The 20902-nt window shown below is 73.2% G+C and carries 19 protein-coding genes; 15 read left to right on the top strand and 4 right to left on the bottom strand.

The features are described from left to right. Positions 1–128: 128 nt before the first annotated feature. The 3 genes from ACGFIA_RS01845 to ACGFIA_RS01835 all read left to right on the top strand — a co-directional run bounded on the left by ACGFIA_RS01845 (position 129) and on the right by ACGFIA_RS01835 (position 3959). Positions 129–1436, top strand: coding sequence for a phosphatidate cytidylyltransferase (locus ACGFIA_RS01845; protein ID WP_357382347.1), 1308 nt, complete (start codon positions 129–131; stop codon positions 1434–1436). Positions 1437–1540: 104 nt separating this feature from the next. Then, positions 1541–2686, top strand: a complete 1146-nt coding sequence (gene rlmN / locus ACGFIA_RS01840; protein ID WP_393257928.1) for a 23S rRNA (adenine(2503)-C(2))-methyltransferase RlmN — start codon at positions 1541–1543, stop codon at positions 2684–2686. A 22-nt stretch (positions 2687–2708) separates the two neighbouring features. Next, the gene (locus tag ACGFIA_RS01835; protein ID WP_393257924.1) at positions 2709–3959 is read left to right on the top strand and encodes a DivIVA domain-containing protein; all 1251 of its coding nucleotides are present in this window, start codon (positions 2709–2711) and stop codon (positions 3957–3959) included. A 78-nt stretch (positions 3960–4037) separates the two neighbouring features. Here the strand turns inward: ACGFIA_RS01835 and ACGFIA_RS01830 are convergent, their stop codons facing one another. Then, positions 4038–4262, bottom strand: a complete 225-nt coding sequence (locus ACGFIA_RS01830) for a hypothetical protein (protein WP_081635946.1) — start codon at positions 4260–4262, stop codon at positions 4038–4040. A gap of 247 nt (positions 4263–4509) precedes the next feature. Here ACGFIA_RS01830 and ACGFIA_RS01825 point away from each other — a divergent pair, with 247 nt between their 5' ends. Further along, positions 4510–6099, top strand: a complete 1590-nt coding sequence (locus ACGFIA_RS01825) for a Rieske 2Fe-2S domain-containing protein (protein WP_357467303.1) — start codon at positions 4510–4512, stop codon at positions 6097–6099. Positions 6100–6153: 54 nt separating this feature from the next. On the opposite strand, the gene ACGFIA_RS01820 is transcribed toward ACGFIA_RS01825, so the two are convergent. Beyond that, a complete protein-coding gene (locus ACGFIA_RS01820) occupies positions 6154–7752 on the bottom strand; it encodes a phytoene desaturase family protein (protein ID WP_393257920.1) in 1599 nt (532 codons plus the stop codon). Positions 7753–7820: 68 nt separating this feature from the next. Between ACGFIA_RS01820 and ACGFIA_RS01815 the strand changes: the two genes are divergently transcribed. Next, positions 7821–8240: a 50S ribosomal protein L7/L12 gene (locus ACGFIA_RS01815; RefSeq protein ID WP_393257917.1), complete on the top strand. Its 420-nt coding sequence runs from the start codon at positions 7821–7823 to the stop codon at positions 8238–8240. 106 nt (positions 8241–8346) lie between these two features. After that, the gene (locus ACGFIA_RS01810) at positions 8347–9516 is read left to right on the top strand and encodes an alkaline phosphatase PhoX (RefSeq protein WP_393257914.1); all 1170 of its coding nucleotides are present in this window, start codon (positions 8347–8349) and stop codon (positions 9514–9516) included. Between the two features lie 9 nt (positions 9517–9525). Here the strand turns inward: ACGFIA_RS01810 and ACGFIA_RS01805 are convergent, their stop codons facing one another. Then, positions 9526–10368, bottom strand: coding sequence for a YhjD/YihY/BrkB family envelope integrity protein (locus tag ACGFIA_RS01805; RefSeq protein ID WP_393257911.1), 843 nt, complete (start codon positions 10366–10368; stop codon positions 9526–9528). Between the two features lie 51 nt (positions 10369–10419). Between ACGFIA_RS01805 and ACGFIA_RS01800 the strand changes: the two genes are divergently transcribed. The 6 genes from ACGFIA_RS01800 to ispG all read left to right on the top strand — a co-directional run bounded on the left by ACGFIA_RS01800 (position 10420) and on the right by ispG (position 16931). Continuing rightward, positions 10420–10965, top strand: coding sequence for a GNAT family N-acetyltransferase (locus ACGFIA_RS01800; protein ID WP_393257908.1), 546 nt, complete (start codon positions 10420–10422; stop codon positions 10963–10965). A gap of 62 nt (positions 10966–11027) precedes the next feature. Continuing rightward, positions 11028–12257, top strand: a complete 1230-nt coding sequence (locus ACGFIA_RS01795; RefSeq protein ID WP_393257905.1) for a PP2C family protein-serine/threonine phosphatase — start codon at positions 11028–11030, stop codon at positions 12255–12257. 268 nt (positions 12258–12525) lie between these two features. Next, on the top strand, positions 12526–13152 hold the full coding sequence (locus tag ACGFIA_RS01790; protein ID WP_357382368.1) for a Uma2 family endonuclease: 627 nt from the start codon (positions 12526–12528) through the stop codon (positions 13150–13152). Between the two features lie 129 nt (positions 13153–13281). Next, positions 13282–14505, top strand: a complete 1224-nt coding sequence (gene dxr, locus ACGFIA_RS01785; RefSeq protein WP_393257901.1) for a 1-deoxy-D-xylulose-5-phosphate reductoisomerase — start codon at positions 13282–13284, stop codon at positions 14503–14505. Next, a complete protein-coding gene (locus tag ACGFIA_RS01780) occupies positions 14502–15746 on the top strand; it encodes a site-2 protease family protein (protein ID WP_357382372.1) in 1245 nt (414 codons plus the stop codon). Before dxr ends, ACGFIA_RS01780 begins: the two co-directional genes overlap by 4 nt. Before the next feature lie 9 nt (positions 15747–15755). Further along, on the top strand, positions 15756–16931 hold the full coding sequence (gene ispG, locus ACGFIA_RS01775) for a flavodoxin-dependent (E)-4-hydroxy-3-methylbut-2-enyl-diphosphate synthase (protein WP_216932527.1): 1176 nt from the start codon (positions 15756–15758) through the stop codon (positions 16929–16931). 56 nt (positions 16932–16987) lie between these two features. Here the strand turns inward: ispG and ACGFIA_RS01770 are convergent, their stop codons facing one another. Further along, positions 16988–17662 (bottom strand): winged helix-turn-helix transcriptional regulator, encoded by a 675-nt coding sequence (locus ACGFIA_RS01770; RefSeq protein ID WP_393257896.1) that lies wholly within the window; start codon positions 17660–17662, stop codon positions 16988–16990. A gap of 129 nt (positions 17663–17791) precedes the next feature. Between ACGFIA_RS01770 and ACGFIA_RS01765 the strand changes: the two genes are divergently transcribed. The 3 genes from ACGFIA_RS01765 (at position 17792) to ACGFIA_RS01755 (ending at position 20867) form a co-directional block, all read left to right on the top strand. Beyond that, on the top strand, positions 17792–18610 hold the full coding sequence (locus ACGFIA_RS01765) for a class I SAM-dependent methyltransferase (RefSeq protein WP_393257893.1): 819 nt from the start codon (positions 17792–17794) through the stop codon (positions 18608–18610). Between the two features lie 135 nt (positions 18611–18745). After that, positions 18746–19972 (top strand): MFS transporter, encoded by a 1227-nt coding sequence (locus ACGFIA_RS01760; RefSeq protein ID WP_393257890.1) that lies wholly within the window; start codon positions 18746–18748, stop codon positions 19970–19972. Positions 19973–20027: 55 nt separating this feature from the next. Next, positions 20028–20867, top strand: a complete 840-nt coding sequence (locus ACGFIA_RS01755; RefSeq protein ID WP_357382381.1) for a GNAT family N-acetyltransferase — start codon at positions 20028–20030, stop codon at positions 20865–20867. The last annotated feature ends 35 nt before the right edge of the window (positions 20868–20902 follow it).

Here is a 20902-nt window from a genome sequence, read left to right as displayed (position 1 = left end):
CCGACCACCACGGGGTGAACGGCGGGAGTCGCCCGGCCGTCGGTCGGTAAACAGGAAGTCTCACGCCGGTAGGGGATGGTCTTGGTCTTGCGTCATGTGGTGGCTCTCGTACCGGCTGCCGGTGCGTGATGTCCCACCCCGACCCCTACGGCAGCACCGAGCCGCGCGGCTGGGACCGCCCGGCCGCCCCGGCCCTGCCCTGGCCGGACACCGACCTGGAGCCCGGTCCCTGGCGACCCGGCCCGGCCGCGCACACCTCACCCGCCGAGCCGGACACCTACGCCCGCCCGGACACCTACCCGGGTACGGAGACGTACGCCGGGGCGTACCCGACGACCTCGCGGCACCACGACGGCCCGGGCCGGTACGACGGACCGCCGGCCGGCGACCGTGGGCGGCCCACCGGGCCGGAGCACGACGGCCCGTGGGGTGAGCCCGCTCGCGACGACGAGTACCCGACCGCGCAGATCGCGCCGGTGCGGGACGAGCCCACCGACCAGATCCCGGCGGTACGCGACGAGCCCGCGCCGGTGCCCGAGCCCGAGCCGCCGGCCGGTCGCCGGGGCCGGGGGCGGCGGCGGGCGAGCCCGGAGCGTCCGCCGACCGTCGCGCCGAAGACGTCCCGGGCGGGGCGCAACCTGCCGGCGGCGATCGGTGTCGGGGTGGCCCTCGGCGCGGCGGTCGTGGTGCCGCTGTTCTTCTTCATGCCGGCGTTCCTCGCCGTGCTCGCGACCGCGGTGGGCATCGGCATCTGGGAGATGGCCCGCGCGGTGCGCCGCAGCGGCGCCCACCCGCCGCTGGCGCCGCTCGTCGCCGGTGGCGTGATCACAGTGGGTCTGGCCTGGTACGCGGGGCCCGACGCGCTCTGCCTCGGGCTGCTGGTCACGGTGCTGGGCACGATGATCTGGCGGCTGGGCGACGGGCCCGGTGACTACCAGCGTGACCTCACCGCGGCCACCCTGATCGCGGTGTACGTGCCGTTCCTCGCGGGGTTCGCGGCCATGCTCGCGGCGGCGCCGGGCGACGGGGCCCTGCGCGTGCTGGTGACGCTGGCGGCGGTGGTGCTCTCCGACACCGGCGGGTACGCCGCTGGCGTGTCGTTCGGCAAGCACCCGATGGCTCCCACGATCAGCCCGAAGAAGTCCTGGGAGGGCTTCGCCGGCTCGGTGACCGCCGCGGCGGCGGGCAGCGCGGCGCTGCTCTGGGCGTTGTTCGACGTGGCCCCCTGGTGGGGTGCGCTGTTCGGGATGGCGATCTCGGTCGCGGCGGTGCTCGGTGACCTCGCCGAGTCGATGATCAAGCGGGATCTCGGCGTCAAGGACATGAGCAACCTGCTGCCCGGGCACGGCGGCCTGATGGACCGGCTCGACTCGATCCTGTTCGCCGTGCCGGTGGCGTACCTGCTGCTCGCGGTCTTCGTCCCGGTGACGGGCTGAGGCATGAATCACGGCGTCGAGCCGGGGCGGCCCGGCCGGCCGGGGGCGATTCGACACGTACGGACGGGTGCGTCCGGGCGGGAGCGTGTCAGACTGGACGCGCCATGACGAGTCTCCCGCTGATCTCCGTAGACCCCGACGCCCGCGGCCGCCGGCCCTCGATGCCTCCCCGCCACCTCGCCGACCTGGACCTGCCCGGCCGGCAGGCGCTCGTCGCCGAGCTGGGCGAGCCGGCGTTCCGCGCCAAGCAGGTCTCCAACCACTACTTCGGCCGCCTCGTGCGCGACCCGGAGCGGATGACCGACCTGCCGGCGGCGACCCGGGAGCGGCTGGCCGGCACGCTGCTGCCCAACCTGCTCACCCCGGTGCGCGAGCTGGCCTGCGACGACGGCGCGACCCGCAAGGCGCTCTGGCGGCTGCACGACGGCTCGCTGGTGGAGAGCGTGCTGATGGGCTACCCGGACCGGGTGACGGTCTGCATCTCCAGCCAGGCCGGCTGCGGCATGGCCTGCCCGTTCTGCGCCACCGGCCAGGCCGGGCTGACCCGCAACCTGTCCACCGCCGAGATCGTCGACCAGGCGGTCTACCTGGCCGGTGTGGCCGCCTCCGGCGTGGTGGCCGGGTCCCCGCCGCGGCTGTCGCACGTGGTGTTCATGGGCATGGGCGAGCCGCTCGCCAACTACTCGCGGGTGGTGGCGGCGATCCGCCGGCTGGTCGCCCCGGCGCCGGAGGGGCTGGGCCTGTCGCAGCGGCACATCACCGTCTCGACAGTCGGCCTGGTGCCGGCGATCCGCCGACTGGCCAGCGAAGACCTCTCGGTGACCCTTGCGTTGTCGCTGCATGCCCCCGATGATGAGCTGCGCGACGAACTCGTCCCGGTCAACCAGCGCTGGAAGGTGTCCGAGGTGCTGGACGCGGCGTGGGACTACGCGGCCACGACGGGACGTCGCGTGTCCATCGAATACGCGATGATCAAGGACGTGAACGACCAGCCGTGGAGAGCCGATCTGCTCGGGCGGCTACTGGCCGGCAAGCTGGCCCACGTGAACCTGATCCCGCTCAACCCGACCCCGGGCAGCCGCTGGGACGCCAGCCCGAAGCCGGTCGAGCGGGAGTTCGTCCGGCGGTTGCGCGCCGCCGGTGTGTCGACCACGGTGCGCGACACCCGGGGACGCGAGATCGACGGGGCCTGTGGGCAGCTCGCCGCCGCCGAGGACACGGACGGCGACTCACGCGCGGCAACGGCGTAGCGGTACGAGACCAGGAGACATAGTGGCGAGTCAGGGTCAGCGTTTCCGGCGTAAGGCGCTCCGCCGGGGCTACAAGGTCGACGAGGTCGACGCCTTCCTGGACCGGGTCGAGGCGACACTCGAAGGCCAGCCGGTCGGCGCGCCCGTGGCTTCCCAGGAGGTCCACGACGTCGTCTTCCGGGTCCGGTTCAACGGCTACGACGAGTGGCAGGTCGACCTGCACCTCGACCGGGTCGAGCGGCAGCTCGCCGAGCTGGAGGAGCGCGGTGGCGCACCGGCCGGGCGCGGTGGCGACCCCCGGATGGCCGACCGGATGGGCCCGCCGATGCGCGACGACCGGGGCATGTCGCCGGTGCCGCAGCCGCCGATGCCGCCCCGGCAGATGCCGGTCCAGCCCGGCCCGCCCGCCGACCGCTACGGCAGCCGCTACGACGAGCCGACCGGCGCGTTCGCCGGTGGCTACGACGGCCCGCGCGGTGGCTACGACGGCCCGCGTGGCCCGGGTGGCCCCGGCCCGATGGGCCCGGGTGCGCCGATGGGGCACGGCGGTCCGCCGTCGCGCGGCCTGCCGCCCGGCCCGGGCGGCTACGGCCCGGACAACGGCCCCGGTGGGTACGGCCCGGACAACGGTCCCGGTGGCTACGGCCCGGACAAGGGTCCCGGTGGGTACGGTCCGGACAGCGGCCCTGGTGGATACGGCCCGCCGGACAGCGGTCCCGGTGGGTACGGCGGCCCGGAGGACCGTTTCGACGGGTTCGAGGCCGGCCGGCGGGGACGGGCCGACATGACCGCCGAGATCCGCATGCCCGAGCGCGAGCTGCGTGGTCGTGGCCCTGGTGGTCCGCCCGCGCTGCCGCAGCAGGGCTATGGCGCTCCCGAGCCCGGCTACGGCCCGCCGGACCCGGGTTACGGTCCGCCGGACCACGGCTACGGCCCGGGCCCGTCGATGACCGGCCCGCCGCTCGTGGGTCCGCCGGTCGCCGGTCCGCCGATGGTGGGTCCGCCGATGGCCGGCCCGCCCGGCAGCGACCTGCACCGGGTCGACCAGATCCGGCGCAGCTTCCAGGTCCGCCGGTTCGGCAGCGGGTACGACCCGGACCAGGTCGACCGGTTCTTCGAGACGCTGCTCGGGGGCATGCAGGGGCGCAACCCGATGCCGGTGAGCCCGAAGGAACTCGACACGCTGCGCTTCGGGCTGGTGCCCGGTGGCTACTTCGAGGCCGAGGTCGACGCCGCGCTCAAGGACGTGCAGGACATCCTGCTCGGCCGCTGACGGCGGTCACGAGACGACGAAGGGCCCGCCCCCCGGACAGGGGGCGGGCCCTTCGCGCACTACCGTGGGCGCCGCGCGTCAGGACCGCAGGCCGTTGCGGCGCAGCACGGCGTCGCCGATGACGATGGCGATCAGCAGCCCGGCGATCCCGAACAGCCAGATGTGCTCCACCCGGCCTTCCTCGATCCCGCAGAACGCCATCAGAACCAAGGCCAACGCCGACAGCACCGCACCGATCCGTCCGGACTTGCGGTGTCCGGGCTTGTGCTGATCTGGCGCGGTTACCGGCTCGTCTCCTGCCACTGTCGGTCCTTCCCTCGCGATCGGATCTCCGATCAGTCTGGCACGCCGGTAACCGGGCCCGGCGCAGGGTCCGACCTCCTGTGCCGGGGATGACCCGGGCGGGCGACAGCGGACCGTCCGGCCGGCCCGGGTCGTTGGTCCCGTCCCGGTCGGGGCGGAAGGCCACTACCGGCGTCGCGGAACGGCGAGCACACTGCCTCCGGTAGCGTCTTGACGTACACCTGATGCCTTTTTGAGGAGGACTGCGGTGCGAGTGACCGGTACGGGGCATGCCAGCATGCGGATCGACACGGCCGCGGGCAGCATCCTGTGCGACCCGTGGGTCAACCCCGCCTACTTCGCCTCGTGGTTCCCCTTCCCGGACAACTCCCAGCTCGACTGGGCCACGCTCGGCCAGGTCGACTACCTGTACGTGTCGCACCTGCACCGGGACCACTTCGACGCGAAGCACCTGCGCGACTTCGTGTCGAAGGACGCCACCGTCCTGCTGCCCGAGTTCCCCACCTCGGAGATGGAGGACGAGTTCCGGGAGCTGGGCTTCACGAAGTTCCTCAAGGCCCCGAACGAGCAGGTGGTGGAGCTGCCCGGCGGCCTGAAGATCATGATTCAGGCGTTGACCAGCCCGACCGACGGCCCGATCGGCGACTCCTCGCTCTGGGTCGAGTACGACGGCGTCCGGCTGCTCAACCAGAACGACGCCCGCCCGACCGACCTGACCGTGTTCGCCGAGCTCGGCCACGTGCACGCGCACATGCTCCAGTTCTCCGGCGCGATCTGGTACCCGATGGTCTACGAGCTGCCGCAGGCGGCGAAGACGGCGTTCGGGAAGCAGAAGCGGGACCGGCAGTTCGACCGCACCTGGCGCTACATCGACGACCTGAAGGCCGACCACGTCTTCCCGATCGCCGGCCCGCCGTGCTTCCTCGACGACGAGCTGTGGCAGTTCAACGACATCTTCGGCGACGAGGGCAACATCTTCCCCGACCAGTCGGTGTTCCTGTCGGAGTACGCCAAGGTCGGCGGCACCAACGGCGTCGTGCTGCTGCCCGGCAGCGTCTCGGAGATCACCACCGAGGGCGCGACCACCACGCACCCGGTGCCGGTGGAGGAGTTCTTCGCGAACAAGGTCGCCCACCTGGAGGAGATGCGGGAGCGCAAGCGCCCGATCATCGAGGCCGAGAAGGCGTCCTGGCGGCACCCCGAGGTGGACGTGCTGGGCGAGATGAAGCGCCGGATCGAGCCGCTGCTCGACGAGTCGATCTACCTGGCCAAGGGCGTCGGCGGGCCGGTCCGCTTCGACCTGGTCGGCACTGACGGCACAGGCGGAGAGACCATTGAATCCATCGTGGTGGACTTCCCGGGCAAGGAGGTCCGGCCGTACGCGGACGAGAAGGTCCGCTACCGCTTCCGTACCGAGCGGGCGCTGATCGAGCACCTGCTGCACATCGGCGAGGTGGACTGGGTCAACTCGCTCTTCCTCTCCTGCCGTTTCTCCGCGGCCCGCATCGGCCAGTACAACGAGTTCGTCTACGCCTTCTTCAAGTGCCTGTCCGAGGAGCGCCTCCAGTACGCAGAGGGCTGGTACGACGAGCACGAGCGGGCGGTCGACGCCGAGGACATCACGCTCGACGGCTGGGTGGTGCAGCGGCGCTGCCCGCACCTGAAGGCGGACCTGAGCCGGTTCGGCATCGTCGAGGGTGACCAGCTCACCTGCCAGCTGCACGGCTGGAAGTTCGACCTGGCCAGCGGGCGCTGCCTGACCAGCGTCGGGCACAAGATCCGCGCGCACCGCGCCGACGCGGAGACCCCGGCGCCGGCCGGGGAAGCGGCCGTCTGACGGTTTCCGCCGCCGCCGTCCGCCGGCCAGGAGGCGCCCGACGGCCGGGAGGACTCAACCCAGGTCGGCGAGGATGCGGCGGGCCGCGTTGTGCCCGGCCGCGCCGATCACGCTGCCCGCCGGATGGCAGCCGGCGCTGCCCGCGTACACGCCGTCCACACCGGTCGCGTACGGCATCCGGTCGGTGAACGACACCGTGTTGTCGACGTGGTGGATGTGCCCGCCGGTGATGCCGAAGTGCGCCTCGATGCCCGGCGGCGGCAGCGGCACCGCGTCCGCGACCAGGTCACCGGCGCCCGGGGCGTACCGTTCGCAGATCGCGATCAGCCGCTCGACGTAGCCGGGCAGCGCGGCCTCCCAGGTGGTGCCGGCCAGCTCGTAGGGGACCGACTGCACGAACAGCGCCGACGAGTGGTGCCCGGCGTCGTCGGACAGCGACGGGTCGACAGTGGTGTGCAGGTACCACTCGATCGTCGGCTCGTCCGGCAGCCGTCCGGCCCGCACGTCCGCCCACATGCCGCGCAGCGCGGCCATCGGTGACTCGCCGCCGTCGCCGACCAGCGACGCCGAGCCGGGCAGCAGGTGGATGGTCGAGCCGAACGGGCTCGGCGCGTCCTCCGGCAGGCAGGAGAAGCGCGGCAGCCCGGTCAGCGCCAGGTTGAGCTTGAGTGTGGTGCCGGGGCGGCGGACTGCCGCCATCCGCGCGCCCAGCTCCGCCGGGAGCGCGCCGTCGGGCAGCAGCTCCATCAGCCGGTACGGGTCACACGCGCCGAGCACCACCGGGGCGTCCACCTCCCGCCCGTCGGCGAGCGTCACCCCGGCGGCGGTGCCTCCGGCCAGCCGGATCGCGGTGACCGGCGCGTCGGCCACGATCCGCGCCCCGGCGCGCACGGCGGCCTCGGCGAACGTGCGGGACACCGTGCCCATGCCGCCCCGGGTGATCATCCAGGTGCCGTCCGCGCCCGGCAGCCGGCACATGTTGTGCACCAGGAAGTTGTGCCCGGTGCCGGGGTCGTCCGGCCCGGCGTTGAGCCCGGACAGGCCGTCGGTGACCGCGTACATGCTGACCAGCAGCTCGGAGCGGAAGTCGAAGCGGGCCAGGTGGTCGGCGACCGAGCCGCGCACCAGGTCGACGAAGACCCGCCGCAGCGCTGGCCGCACGTAGCGTTCGGCGGTCTCCTCGACCGGCAGCGGCTCGGCCAGCCACGCCGGGGCGAGGTCCTCCCGTAGCTGGGCCAGCTCGGCGTGCAGCGCGTCGTCGGCGGCGACGTCGGCGGGGGAGAACATCTCCGCGAGCTGCCGCCGGCTCGCCGCCACGTCGCTGCCGGCCAGCAGGTACGGCGAGCCGAGCCCGCCCGGCGTGGGCAGGAAGTAGTGCGGGTCGCGGCGCAGCACCGGGATGCTCACGTCCAGCGTGGCCAGCAGCTCCGGTGGCATCAGCCCGAGCAGGTACGACCCGGTGGAGTGACGCAGCCCCGGCACCTTCGGGAACGGGTTCTCGGTGCGGGTCGCCCCGCCGATCACGCCGGACGCCTCCAGCACCAGCACGTCCAGGCCGGCGCGGGCCAGCAGGATCGCCGAGACCAGGCCGTTGTGCCCGGCGCCGACCACCACGACGTCGGCGCGGGACGGCAGCTCACTCGCGTCGCTCATAGGATCGGAGCGTAACTGCGGCGGGACCCCGGCGGGAGGGCTCGCGGCGGGGCGCTACCGTTCCCGGCATGTCCCCGGCTGTCCAGGTCGCGCTCGCGGTGGCGCTCGTCGTGGTGGTGCTCCTCCTCCTGCTCGTGCTGCGGCGCGATCGTCCCCGGGACCTGGTCGCCCCGGACCGCCCGGCCGGCGACGGGCAGGCCGAGGTGCTCCGCCTGATCCACGCGGGTCGTCAGGTCGAGGCGGTCAAGGTGATGCGCGAGCAGACCGGGCTGTCGCTGCTGGACGCGAAGCGGGCGGTGGACGCGCTGGCGGCCGGCGGCACCTGGCCGCCCGGCGCCCCGGCGCCCGGAAAGGGCGTCGACGAGGCGGTGCGGGCCGAGGCCGCGCGGCTGCTGCACCGGGGGAAGAAGATCCAGGCGATCAAGGTGGTACGGGAGCACACGCACATGTCGCTGGCCGACGCCAAGCGGTACGTCGAGAGCCTCTGACCCCGGAGCGCCGTCACCAGTCGTTCACCCTGTAGTGGCAGCGGTCGATGCGTTTCCGTTCTACCGTCGAGGAGACACCCACCGCCTCCGGGAAGGTCACCCCCCGATGGATCGTCGTACCGTCCTGCGTGCCACCGCCGCCGGTGGCGCCGCCGCTCTCGCCGGTGGTCTCTGGGCCGCCGCGGCCGCCCCGGCCCAGCCCGCCCAGCCCGGCGCCGGCCCGTACGGCGACCTGCTCGCCGCCGACGCCAACGGCCTCCAGTTGCCGGCGGGCTTTACCAGCCGGGTGATCGCGCGTTCCGGGCAGCGGGTCGCCGGCACCTCGTACACCTGGCACCCGGCGCCCGACGGCGGCGCGTGCTTCCCGTCCGGCGACGGCTGGATCTACGTCTCCAACTCGGAGGTCCCGCTCGTCGGCGGTGCCTCGGCGGTGCGGTTCGCCGCCGACGGCACGATCGCCGCCGCGTACCGGATCCTCGGCGGCACGAACGTCAACTGCGCCGGCGGGCCGACCCCGTGGGGGACGTGGCTGTCCTGCGAGGAGGTGCCGCTGGGCCGGGTGTTCGAGACGTGGCCGGAGGGCGGCCGCTCCGGCGAGGAGCGGACCCGGATGGGCCGCTTCAAGCACGAGGCGGCGGCCTGCGACCCGGTGCGGCGGGTGGTCTACCTGACCGAGGACGAGCCGGACGGCTGCTTCTACCGCTTCGTGCCGGACACCTGGGGCGACCTGCGTACCGGCAAGGTCCAGGTGCTCTGCGCCCCGGACGGCCAGGTGACCGGGCCGGTGACCTGGCGGGACCTGCCGGACCGCGACGGGTTCCCGGTGCCCACCCGCTACCAGGTGGGCGCGGCGCAGGAGTTCGACGGCGGCGAGGGCTGCTGGTACGCCGACGGCACCTGCTGGTTCACGACGAAGGGCGACAACCGGGTGTGGGCGTACGACGCGGCGAACCAGCGGCTCGACCTCGCGTACGACGACTCGCTGGTGCCGGCCGGTGCCGCGCCCCTGACCGGGGTGGACAACATCACCGGCACCCCGGGCGGTGACCTCTACGTGGCCGAGGACGGCGGCAACATGGAGATCAACGTGATCACGCCGGCCGGTGTGGTGGCTCCGTTCCTGCGGCTGCTCGGGCAGTCCGAGTCGGAGATCACCGGTCCGGCGTTCTCCCCGGACGGCAGCCGGCTCTACTTCTCCTCGCAACGCGGCACCAGCGGCGCCCGGGCCGGCACCGGCGGCATCACGTACGAGGTGCGCGGCCCGTTCCGGCGCTGACCGCAGTCGTCAGGCGCGGGCCGCCGCCCGGGTGGCCCGCCACCGGCTCGCCGCCAGCGTGGCCGAGTAGCCGGACAGCACGATCACGTGGAACAGGTAGAGCCAGAGCAGCACCGCCACGCCGCCGCCGATCTCGTCGAAGCCGCCGAACGGCACCCCCAGGTCCAGCGGCAGCGAGCAGAACAGCACGAAGCCGTGCAGGAAGCCGGACAGGTTCGCCGCCGTGAACGAGCCCAGGCCGACTGTGGAGAGCCAGTCGGGCGAGGCCGGGCCGACCACCCGGAACACCCAGATCAGCACCGGTGTGAGCACCAGCCACACCGCCAGGAACGACAACACCACGCCGAGCGCGCCGAGCCAGCCGCCCTGACGTACCAGCCGGGTGGTCAGCGGCAGCGCCAGCAGGATCGACAGCAGCAGCGCCGGGGCCGGTGCCAGCAGCGGGAGCAGCAGCAGCCGGCCCCGCCAGCCGACCAGCGCACCGGACTCGGCGCGCGGTTCGGCCACCGAGACGAACGCGCGGCGCAGCCCTTCCCCGTACAGCGAGGCGGGCAGCAGCGAGGCCAGCGCCAGCAGCGGGGTCAGCCCCAGCCCGGCCTCGACGAGCGCGGCCACCGCCCGGTTCGCGCCGATCTCGGTGGGCAGCGTGTCGATCGCGTACCCGGTCAGCCGCCGCACCCGGTCCGCCCCGGCGAGCAGCCCGGTCAGCCAGATCGCCAGCAGCGCCACCGGCACCACGGCGATCGCGCCGTAGAAGGTGATCGCGGCGGCGTGCAGGGACAGGTCCCGGCCGCGGACCGGCCGGAACGCCGCAGCCGTGATCCGCTTCGTCCGCTCCCACCCGTCGCCCATCGCCCTGTCGTTCCCCGTACGGCACCGCGCCACGCATTACGATCCGGCGGCATGACGATCGCCACGACCGACCGGCTGGTGCTGCGCGACTGGACCGAGTCGCCGGACGACCTGGCCCGGGTCTACGACATCTACTCCCGGGACGAGGTGATGCGCTGGCTGGGCGGCGGCAAGGGCCGGATGACCGACCCGGCCGAGGCGTGCGAGCGGGTCCGGTCGTGGCGGGAGCGTTGGGCGCCGTACGCCGGTCGCTGGGGTCTGTGGGCGGTCGAGCCGCGCGCCGGTGGGCCGGTGGCGGGGAGCGTCCTGCTCAAGCCGCTGCCGGGACGTGACGGCGTCACCCTGACCGACGACATCGAGGTCGGCTGGCATCTGCACCCGGACGCCCAGGGCAACGGCTACGCGACCGAGGCGGCCCGCGCGGTGCTGGAACGCGAGTTCGCCGCCGGATCCCCGAGGGTGTACGCGGTGGTGATGGCCGGGAACGACCCGTCGATGGCGGTGGCGCGGCGGCTCGGCATGACGCACGTGGGTGTGCGCACCGACTGGTACGGCGGTGCCGAACTGGAGACGTTCGTCCTGGAACGCCCGACCTGAGCCGCGCCGTTGGCAGTTCGCCCTCGGCCTCCTACGGTGGTGGAGACACGGGGGAGGCGCGGATGGTCGACGGTGGCGACGCGGCGCGTTGGCTGCACCTCAACGCCGCCCGGGGTGGTCCGGACGACCTGTCGCTCCTGGTGAACCGGGTCGCTCCCGCCATCGGGGCCACCGACATGGTGATCTACCTGGCCGACTACACACAGTCCTCGCTCGTACCCCTGGTCGGCGCGGGCGCGCCTCGGGACGAGCTCACGATCGAGACGACGCTGGCCGGTCGGGCGTTCACCGGCCTCCAGGTGCAGCGCGCTCCCGACCACCCGGACCGGCTCTGGGTGCCACTGCTGCTCGGCTGCGAACGGCTGGGCGCGCTGGAGATCGTGTCGTCGCGCGCCGGCGACCCCGCGCTGGACCGGCCGGCCTGGGAGGTGGCGGTCGCCGTCGCCCAGGTCCTGGTGAGCCGCCGGCTCTACGGCGACGTCGTGGAACGGATCCGCCGCCGCCTGCCGATGCAGGTCGCCGCCGAGATCGTGTGGGGGCTGCTGCCGCCGCTGACCTTCGCGACGGACGACCTGGTGGTCACCGCCGTTCTCGAACCGTGTTACGACGTCGGCGGGGACATCTTCGACTACGCGCTCAACGGCGACGTGCTCAGCGTCGGGCTCTTCGACACCTGCGGGCACGGGATCAAGGCGAGCGCGATGGCCTCGCTCGTGGTCAGCGCGTACCGCAACGCCCGGCGCACCGGTCTCGACCTGATCGACACGGCGATCAGCATCGACAGGTGGGTCCGCTCCGAACACCCCGGCATGTTCGCGACCGCGCTGCTCGCCGAACTCGACCGGCGGACCGGCCTGCTGCGGATCATCAACGCCGGCCACCCCGGCGCCATGCTGCTGCGGGACGGCAAGGCCGTCCGGGCACTGCCCGGGCCGACCGCGCTGCCGCTCGGGCTGGGCAACCTGTCGACGCGGCGTCCGCGGGCGCACGAGGAGGCGCTACACCCGGGCGACCGCGTCCTCGCCTACACCGACGGCATCACCGACGCCCGGGGCGACGACGGTGAACGGTTCGGGCTGGACCGACTTGTCGACTTCGTCGAGCGTGCCCTCAACGACCGGCTGCCCAGCCCCGAGACGATGCGCCGGCTGGTGCGCGCCGTCCTCGCCTACCAGCAGGACCAGCTCGACGACGACGCCACCGCGATGTTCCTGGAGTGGCAGCCCCCGCACCTGCCGTTGGGGCACCTGGAGCACCTCACCGCGCCCGACAGGACGATCGTGTCTCCGTAGCCTCGTCCTGCAGCGCCAGCCGCACGTGCGCCACGGGCGGATGACCGACCCGGACGAGGCGCGCGATCGGGTCGGCTGTGGCGGGAGCGCTGGGCGCCGTACGCCGGCCGGTGGGGCCTGTGGGCGCGCGAGTTCGCCAACGGCACCCCGAGGGTGTACGCGGTGGTGATGGCCGGGAGGGGACGGACAACGTGTGCGAGCAGGGCGGAACGGGACAGCGCCGCTAGGGTGAGTGGTAGCACGATTACCCGCTGAGGGGGTGAGCCTGATGGCCCAGGCCGCATTCGCGCCCGAGCCGGCGCCGCAGCCGGCCGAGCCGTCGTTCGACGTGCTCCGCTGGCGCGACGAGCCCTGGACCGCGCAGCTCGCTCTCGATCTCCTACCGGAGACCAACGGCCCGAAGGTCGAGGTCCTGAGCGGAAGCGTGATCGTGACACCACATGCCGGCATCGACCATCAGTCGGTCGAACGCGAGTTGCCGTATCGGCTGCACCGGGCCGCCCGGCGCAGCGGGCTCTGGGTCTACCCCGAGATCAACCTGGTTTCCGGCAAGGATCTGTTCATCCCCGACATCGCCGTGCTGCGGTCCTCGGGCGGTGGTCGATCCGCCGTCGACATCGGCCAGGCCGTGCTCCTCGGTGAGATCGTGTCGCCCGGCAGCCGGCGCAAGGACGTGATCGACCGGCCACGGGAGTACGCGGCCGCCGGTGTGCCGTACTTCCTCCGGGTCGACCTGCGCAACCGGGTGCCGGCGCTCGCCCTCTACGAACTGGCTGAGGGTGAGTACCGGCCGCTGGCGGCTGCGGCGGCCGGTACGACGTTCGTGATGCGGGAGCCGTTCGAGTTCAGCGTCGATCCGGCCGACCTGCTCGACGAGGAGGCACCCCAGGCGTGATCAACACCGATTCGCCGAAGTGGTGGCATCGCGGCGCCGCTGATGCCGCCACCTCGGTGAAGTGGAGTCGATCATGCCGCCGGGCACTCCGGGACGAACCGGGGTGAGGCGCTGGGGAACAATGGGCCGGTGACCACTCCCCGAGATCTCGTGCTGCTCGGTTCGACCGGCTCGATCGGCACCCAGGCCATCGACATCGTCAAGCGCAACCCGGACCGCTTCCGGGTGGTAGCGCTGGGCGCGGGTGGCGGCAACGTGGCACTGCTCGCCACGCAGGCCCTGGAGCTGGGCGTGGAGGCGGTCGGCGTGGCCCGCGCGTCCGCCGCGCAGGATCTCCAGCTCGCGTTCTACGCGGAGGCGAGCCGGCGTGGCTGGGCCACCGGCGACTTCAAGCTGCCCAAGATTTTGGCCGGTCCGGACGCGATGACCGAGCTGGCGCAGTGGCCGTGCGACGTGGTCCTCAACGGCGTGGTCGGCTCACTGGGCCTGCCGCCGACGCTGGCCGCGCTGCACGCCGGGCGTACCCTCGCGCTTGCCAACAAGGAGTCCCTGGTGGCCGGCGGCCCGCTGGTCAGGGCCGCGCTCTCGCGACATCCGGGTCACGGCCAGATCGTTCCTGTTGACAGTGAGCACTCGGCGCTGGCGCAGTGTCTGCGTGGCGGTGCCCGGGGCGAGGTGCGGCGGCTGGTGGTCACCGCCAGCGGCGGCCCGTTCCGGGGGCGGCGGCGCGACGAGCTGACAGCGGTCACGCCGGAGCAGGCGCTGGCGCACCCGACCTGGAACATGGGCCCGGTCGTCACGATCAACTCCGCCACGATGGTCAACAAGGCGCTGGAGGTGATCGAGGCGCACGAGTTGTTCGACGTGCCGTACGCCGACATCGAGGTGATGGTCCACCCGCAGTCGGTGATCCACTCGATGGTCGAGTTCACCGACGGCTCCACGCTCGCCCAGGCCAGCCCGCCGGACATGCGGCTACCCATCGCGCTGGGCATCGGCTGGCCGGACCGCGTACCCGGCGCCGCCGCGGCGGTCGACTGGACCACCGCACACACCTGGGAGTTCTTCCCGCTCGACGACGCGGCGTTCCCGGCGGTGGCGCTGGCCAAGGCGGCGGGTGAGGCCGGGCGCTGCCGTCCGGCGATCTACAACGCGGCGAACGAGGAGTGCGTGGCCGCGTTCGTCGCGGGTCGGCTGCCGTTCCTCGGCATCGTCGACACCCTTCAGCGAGTGCTGGAGGACGCTCCCGATTTCGACGAACCGGGTACCGTCGAGGACGTGCTCGCCGCCGAGTCGTGGGCACGGGCGCACGCCCAGGAGATCATCGTCGGGTCGGGGGAAGGAGCTCGATGAGCTATCTGCTCGGGGTGGTGCTGTTCGCCCTGGCGATTCTCATCTCGGTGAGCCTGCACGAGGCGGGTCACATGCTGACCGCCAAGGCGTTCGGGATGAAGGTCACGCGCTACTTCGTCGGCTTCGGCCCGACGCTGTGGTCGTTCCGGCGGGGCGAGACCGAGTACGGCGTCAAGGGCATCCCGCTCGGCGGCTTCTGCAAGATCGTCGGGATGACGCCGCAGGACGACGACGTCGAGCCGGGTGACGAGAAGCGCGCCATGTGGCGCTACCCGGTGTGGAAGCGGACGATCGTGATGTCCGCCGGCTCGATCACCCACTTCGCCCTGGCCCTGATCGCGCTCTGGATCATCGCGGTGTCGGTCGGGCTGCCGAACCCGAAGTTCCCCAGCACCGAGGCCGGCTACCGGGCCGAGCCGGCGGTGGTCGCCCTCACGCCGTGCGTCACGGTGGACAAGGTGCGCGCCTGCGAGTCCGGCGACCCGGCCAGCCCGGCCGCGCGGGCCCAGCTGAAGGACGGCGACCGGATCACCGCGGTGAACGGCAAGCCGGTCTCCACCTGGGGCGACATGCAGGACGTGGTCCGCGCCACCCCGCCCGGCACGGCCACCGTCACCTTCGTGCGCGACGGCCGGTCGCAGGACGCCAAGGTCGACCTGGCCGCGGTGCAGCGCCCGCCGCTGAACGACCCGAAGGGGGCCACCTCGTCGGTCTCCGCGCTCGGCGTGGCGCTCTCGCCCAGCACCCCGACCCGGGTGGAGTACGGCCCGATCGCCGCGTTCGGCGCCACCGCCGACTTCACCGGCAACATGGCGGTGCAGACGGCCCACGCCATGCAGCGCATCCCGCAGAAGGTGCCCGCGTTGTGGAACGCGATCACCGGCGGCGAGCGCGACATGGACACCCCGATCAGCGTGGTCGGCGCGAGCCGGCTCGGCGGCGAGGCCGTGGAGAACAACGCCTGGATGGTGTTCTTCATGCTCTTCGTGTCGCTGAACTTCTTCATCGGCGTGTTCAACCTGCTGCCGCTGCTGCCGCTGGACGGCGGCCACATCGCCATCGCCTGGTTCGAACGGGCGCGGTCCTGGCTCTACGCGCGCATCGGCCGCACCGACCCCGGCCGCGTCGACTACCTCAAACTCATGCCCTTCACGTACGCGGTGATCCTGATCGGTGGCGCGTTCACGCTGCTGACCATCACCGCTGATGTCATCAACCCCATCACGCTCTTCTCAAGGTGAGTGCCTGAAGTGACCGCTGTCAGTCTCGGTATGCCCCCCGTGCCGCCGCCGCCGCTGGCCCCGCGCCGGGCCAGCCGCCAGATCATGGTCGGTTCGGTGCCGGTCGGTGGTGGCGCGCCGGTCTCGGTGCAGTCCATGACCACCACCCTCACCGCCGACGTCAACGCCACGCTCCAGCAGATCGCCGAGCTGACCGCGTCCGGCTGCCAGATCGTCCGGGTCGCGGTGCCGTCGCAGGACGACGTCGAGGCGCTGCCCGCGATCGCGCGCAAGTCGCAGATCCCGGTGATCGCCGACATCCACTTCCAGCCGAAGTACGTCTTCGCGGCGATCGACGCCGGCTGCGCCGCGGTGCGGGTGAACCCGGGCAACATCCGGCAGTTCGACGACAAGGTCAAGGAGATCGCGCGGGCCGCGGGCGACGCGGGCGTGCCGATCCGGATCGGCGTCAACGCCGGCTCGCTGGACAAGCGCCTCCTGGCCAAGTACGGCAAGGCCACCGCCGAGGCGCTTGTGGAGTCGGCGCTGTGGGAGTGCTCGCTGTTCGAGGAGCACGGCTTCCGGGACATCAAGATCTCGGTCAAGCACAACGACCCGGTGGTGATGATCCGCGCGTACCGGCTGCTGGCCGAGAAGTGCGACTACCCGCTGCACCTCGGCGTCACCGAGGCGGGCCCGGCGTTCCAGGGCACGATCAAGTCGGCGGTGGCGTTCGGCGCGCTGCTGGCCGAGGGGATCGGCGACACCATCCGCGTGTCGCTGTCCGCCCCGCCGGTCGAGGAGATCAAGGTCGGCGCCGCGATCCTGGAGTCGCTGGGCCTGCGTGAGCGCGGCCTGGAGATCGTCTCCTGCCCGTCCTGCGGCCGGGCACAGGTCGACGTCTACAAGCTGGCCGAGGAGGTCACCGCCGGTCTGGAGGGCCTGCCGGTGCCGCTGCGCGTCGCGGTCATGGGCTGCGTGGTGAACGGCCCGGGTGAGGCCCGGGAGGCCGATCTCGGTGTGGCCTCGGGCAACGGCAAGGGCCAGATCTTCGTCAAGGGCAAGGTCGTCAAGACCGTGCCCGAGGCGCAGATCGTGGAGACGCTGATCGAGGAGGCGCTGCGGATCGCCGACGAGATGGGCGCCGAGATCCCCGAGGAACTGCGCGACCTGGTGCCCGGCGGCGCCACAGTCACCGTGCACTGATCCACTTCCGCGTCGCCGTGCGGCCGTTCCCCTCGGGGACGGCCGCACGCGCCGTCTCAGGGCCGGGGCACGGCGGCGAAGGGGGAGAGGGTGAACCAGCCGGGCGCGGCGCGCCGCAGCGCCTCCGGCCCGGTGACCTCCACCGAGCCGCCGCGCAGCGCCGCGGCCCACTCCAGGTCGCCCAGCCAGACCTGGACCAGGGCGCGCAGGTCCGCCGTGACGGTCACCGTCACGTCGTGCCCGGGGTCGACGTCGCAGACGTCGGCCTCACCTCCGGCGATCACCATCCACCAGTCGCTCTGCGCCGCCGGCACGTCCCGGAAGCGGAACCGCACGACGGTACGCCCCGGCGGGACCGCGTCGTGGTCGACGTGCCGGTGCATGTCCCACAGCAGCAGCTTCGGGTCCAGGTCGGCGTCGCCCAGTTCGCCGATCCAGCGCACGCCCCAGGCGCCGAGCGCCTCCAGTACGGGCCGCAGCTCGCGCCCGGCGGCGGTCGGGACGTAGCGCACGCCGGCGCCGTCGACCCGCCGCTCCACCACCCCGGCGCGGACGAGCTGGTGCAGCCGGCGGGACAGCAGTGTGGGCGACATCCGGGGCAGTCCCCGGCGCAGCTCGTTGAAGCGTTCCGAGCCGCTTACCAGCTCCCGGATCACGAGCAGCGTCCACCGTTCGTCGAGCAGTTCCATGGCCTTCGCCACGGGGCAGAACTGGTGGTAGGAGGCCCCCATGGCGGGCACGCTACGCCCGGCCCGAAGGTCCGGCCAGCTGCCTGTCGGAAGCGGTACAGATCTCGTACTGGGGGCCGGGTCGTCCGCTGCCTAGCGTCCCTGGCAGAGACGACAGGTGAGGAGCGACTGATGATCGAGGAACGGGAGCGGGACGCGGGGGTGAAGGCCCGGCACCGCGCGATGTGGGCGATGGGCGACTACTCCGCCGTGGCCGCGCAGGTGATCCCGCAGTTGGGGGCGACGCTGGTCCGGGCGGCACGGGTGGCGCCGGGCATGCGGGTGCTGGACGTGGCGGCCGGGACCGGCAACGCGGCGGTGCCGGCGGCCCGGGCCGGTGCGGAGGTGGTGGCCAGTGACCTCACCCCGGAGCTGCTCGCGGTCGGGCGGGCGTCGGCCGAGCGGGAGGGCCTGACGCTGGCCTGGGAGGAGGCGGACGTGGAGGCGCTGCCGTACGCCGACGCCGCGTTCGACGCGGTCCTGTCCTGTGTGGGCGTGATGTTCGCGCCCCGGCACCGGGTCGCCGCCGACGAGGTGCTGCGGGTGTGCCGGCCGGGCGGCACGATCGGCCTGGTCAACTGGACTCCGGAGGGCTTCGTGGGCCAGTTGTTCGCGGCCATGCGGCCGTACGCGCCGCCACCGCCGCCGGGCGCGCAGCCGCCCCCGCTCTGGGGCGACGAGGACCACGTCCGGGAGCTGTTCGGCGACCGGGTGGACGCGCTCACGCTGGGGCGCGACGCCGTGGTGGTGAACCGGTTCGCGACTCCGGGACAGTTCCGGGACTTCTTCGCCACCCACTACGGCCCCACGGTGGCGGTCTACCGGGCGAACGCGGGCGACCCGGAGCGCACGGCCGGGCTCGACCGCGCGCTGACGGACCTGGCCGCCCGGCACCTGGACGGCGGCGTGATGCGCTGGGAGTACCTGCTCGTCACCGCGCGCCGCGCCTGACGGCACGCCGGTCGTCCGGCCGGCGTGCCGTCGCGGCGGCGGTGCTCACTCGGACTCGGCGCGGATGGCGGAGAGGGACAAGACGCCCGCAGAACTCGGCTGAAAACCGTACGCACGTACTGTTAGGCTGCCGATGTGCGTCTGCTTCCTGAGCCGGGCCCGTCCCGGACCCTCGCCCTCTCCACGCTCGTCAACACCGTGGGGCGGGGTACGTGGCTCACCGCCAGCGCGCTGTTCCTCACCCGGTCGGTCGGGCTCACTGTCGCCCAGGTGGGTGTGGCGCTCACGCTCACCGCGCTGGTCAGCCTGGTGGCGAGCACGCCGATGGGCTACCTCGCCGACCGCCTCGGCCCGCGTGGGCTCCAGCTGGCCGCGCTGCTCGCCTCGGCCGGGTGCACCGTCGCGCTGGTCGCGGTGCGCTCGTTCGCCGGCTTCCTGGTCGTCGGTGTGCTGATGGCGGTCGCCGACGCGGGCACGCGGGGCGCCCGGGGCGCGCTGATCGCCGGTGCCGTCCCGCCCGACCAGCGGGTACGCACCCGCGCCTACCTCCGCGCGGTCACCAACGTCGGGATCTCGGTGGGCACGGTGCTGGCCGGGTTCGCGCTCGCAGCCGACACCCGCGGCGCGTACGTCACGCTGATCCTGCTCGACGCCGCCACCTACGTGCTGGCGGCGGCGGTGCTGCTGCGGCTCCCGCCGGTGCCCCCGATGCCCGCCCCGGCGCACGGGCCACGGCTGATCGCGCTGCGGGACCGCCCGTTCCTCGCCTTCACCGTGCTGGACGGGCTCATGTCCACGCACTTCTCGCTGATCAACATCGCCCTGCCGCTGTGGATCGCCGGGCACACGACGGCGCCGAACTGGCTGATCTCCGTCTGCCTGCTCGTCAACACGGTGGTGGTGATCCTGTTCCAGGTCCGCGCCTCACGGGGCACCGAGGACCTGACCGGCGCGGGCCGGGCCGCCCGCCGGGCGGGCATCCTGCTCGCCGGTGCCTGCGCGCTGTTCGCGGCCGGTGGCGGCGTGCCGGTGACGGCGGCGGTGCCGCTGCTGCTGGCCGGTGCGCTGGTGCACGTCGTCGGGGAGCTGTGGCACGCGGCGGCGGGCTGGGGCATCTCCTTCGGCCTGGCCCCGGCGCACGCGCACGGCCAGTACCAGGGCGCGTACGGCATGGGCATGCAACTCGGTTCGATGGTCGCCCCGGTGGTGGTGACCACGCTGGCGATCGGGTGGGGCGTGCCCGGCTGGCTGGTGCTCGGCGTGGTCTTCCTGCTGCTCGGCGCGCTGGTGCCGCCGGTGGTGCGGTGGGCCGCCCGGACCCGGCCGGCCGTACCCGAGCCGCTGCCGGTGCCGGCCGCCTGAGCGGGGTGCCCGGTCGGGCCGCGTGTGCCGGGGTGGATCTGGCAGGCTGGTAACCGTGCTCACGATGCCGGTACGCCAACTGGGGGAGTCGGAGCGCCGCGCGGTCGAGCGGCTGCTCGATCTCGACCCGTACGCCGGCGCGCAGGTCGCCGAGCGGGTGGCGGCACGAGGGCTGGCCTGGTGGCGGGCCGAGGCGCGGATCCTCGGCTACGGCGCCCGCCGCAACCTGGAGTCGATCTGCTGGCTGGGCGGCAACCTGACCCCGGTGCTCGCGTCCGAGTCGGCGGTGACCGCGTTCGCCGACCAGTTGAGCGCCGAGGAGCGGCTCTGTTCCTCGATAGTGGGCCGCGCCGACGCGGTGCTCGGGCTCTGGGACCGCCTCTCCGCGCACTGGGGACCGGCTCGGGACGTACGCCCGAACCAGCCGCTGCTGGCGACTGACGCGCTGCCCGCCGTGGCGCCCGACCCGCACGTGCGCCGGGTGCGCGGCAACGAGGTCGACCGGTTGTTCCCGGCGGCGGTGGCGATGTACACCGAGGAGGTCGGGGTGTCGCCGCTGGCCGAGGACGGCGGGCGCGGCTACCGGCGGCGGGTGACCGAGCTGGTGCGCGCCGGCCGCGCCTACGCCCGCTTCGTCGACGGGCGGGTGGTCTTCAAGGCGGAGCTTGCCGTGGTGACCCGCCGGACCGCGCAGGTGCAGGGCGTCTGGGTGGCGCCGGAGTGGCGCGGCCGGGGCATCGCCACCGCCGCGATGGCCGCGGTGGTCCGCGACGCGCTGGACCGGGTCGCGCCCACAGTGAGTCTCTACGTCAACGACTTCAACCTCCCCGCCCGGCGGGTCTACGAGCGCTGCGGCTTCCGCCCGGTGGGCACGCTCGCCACAGTGCTGTTCTGAGGATCACTCCCGCCAGAGGTCCCGAACCGGACACC

Origin of the sequence: Micromonospora sp. NPDC049203, assembly GCF_043197215.1 — a bacterium.
Taxonomy (GTDB): Bacteria; Actinomycetota; Actinomycetes; order Mycobacteriales; family Micromonosporaceae; genus Micromonospora.
The sequence above is the reverse complement of the archived record's forward strand: the minus strand, read 5'-3'. Positions and strand labels throughout refer to the sequence as shown.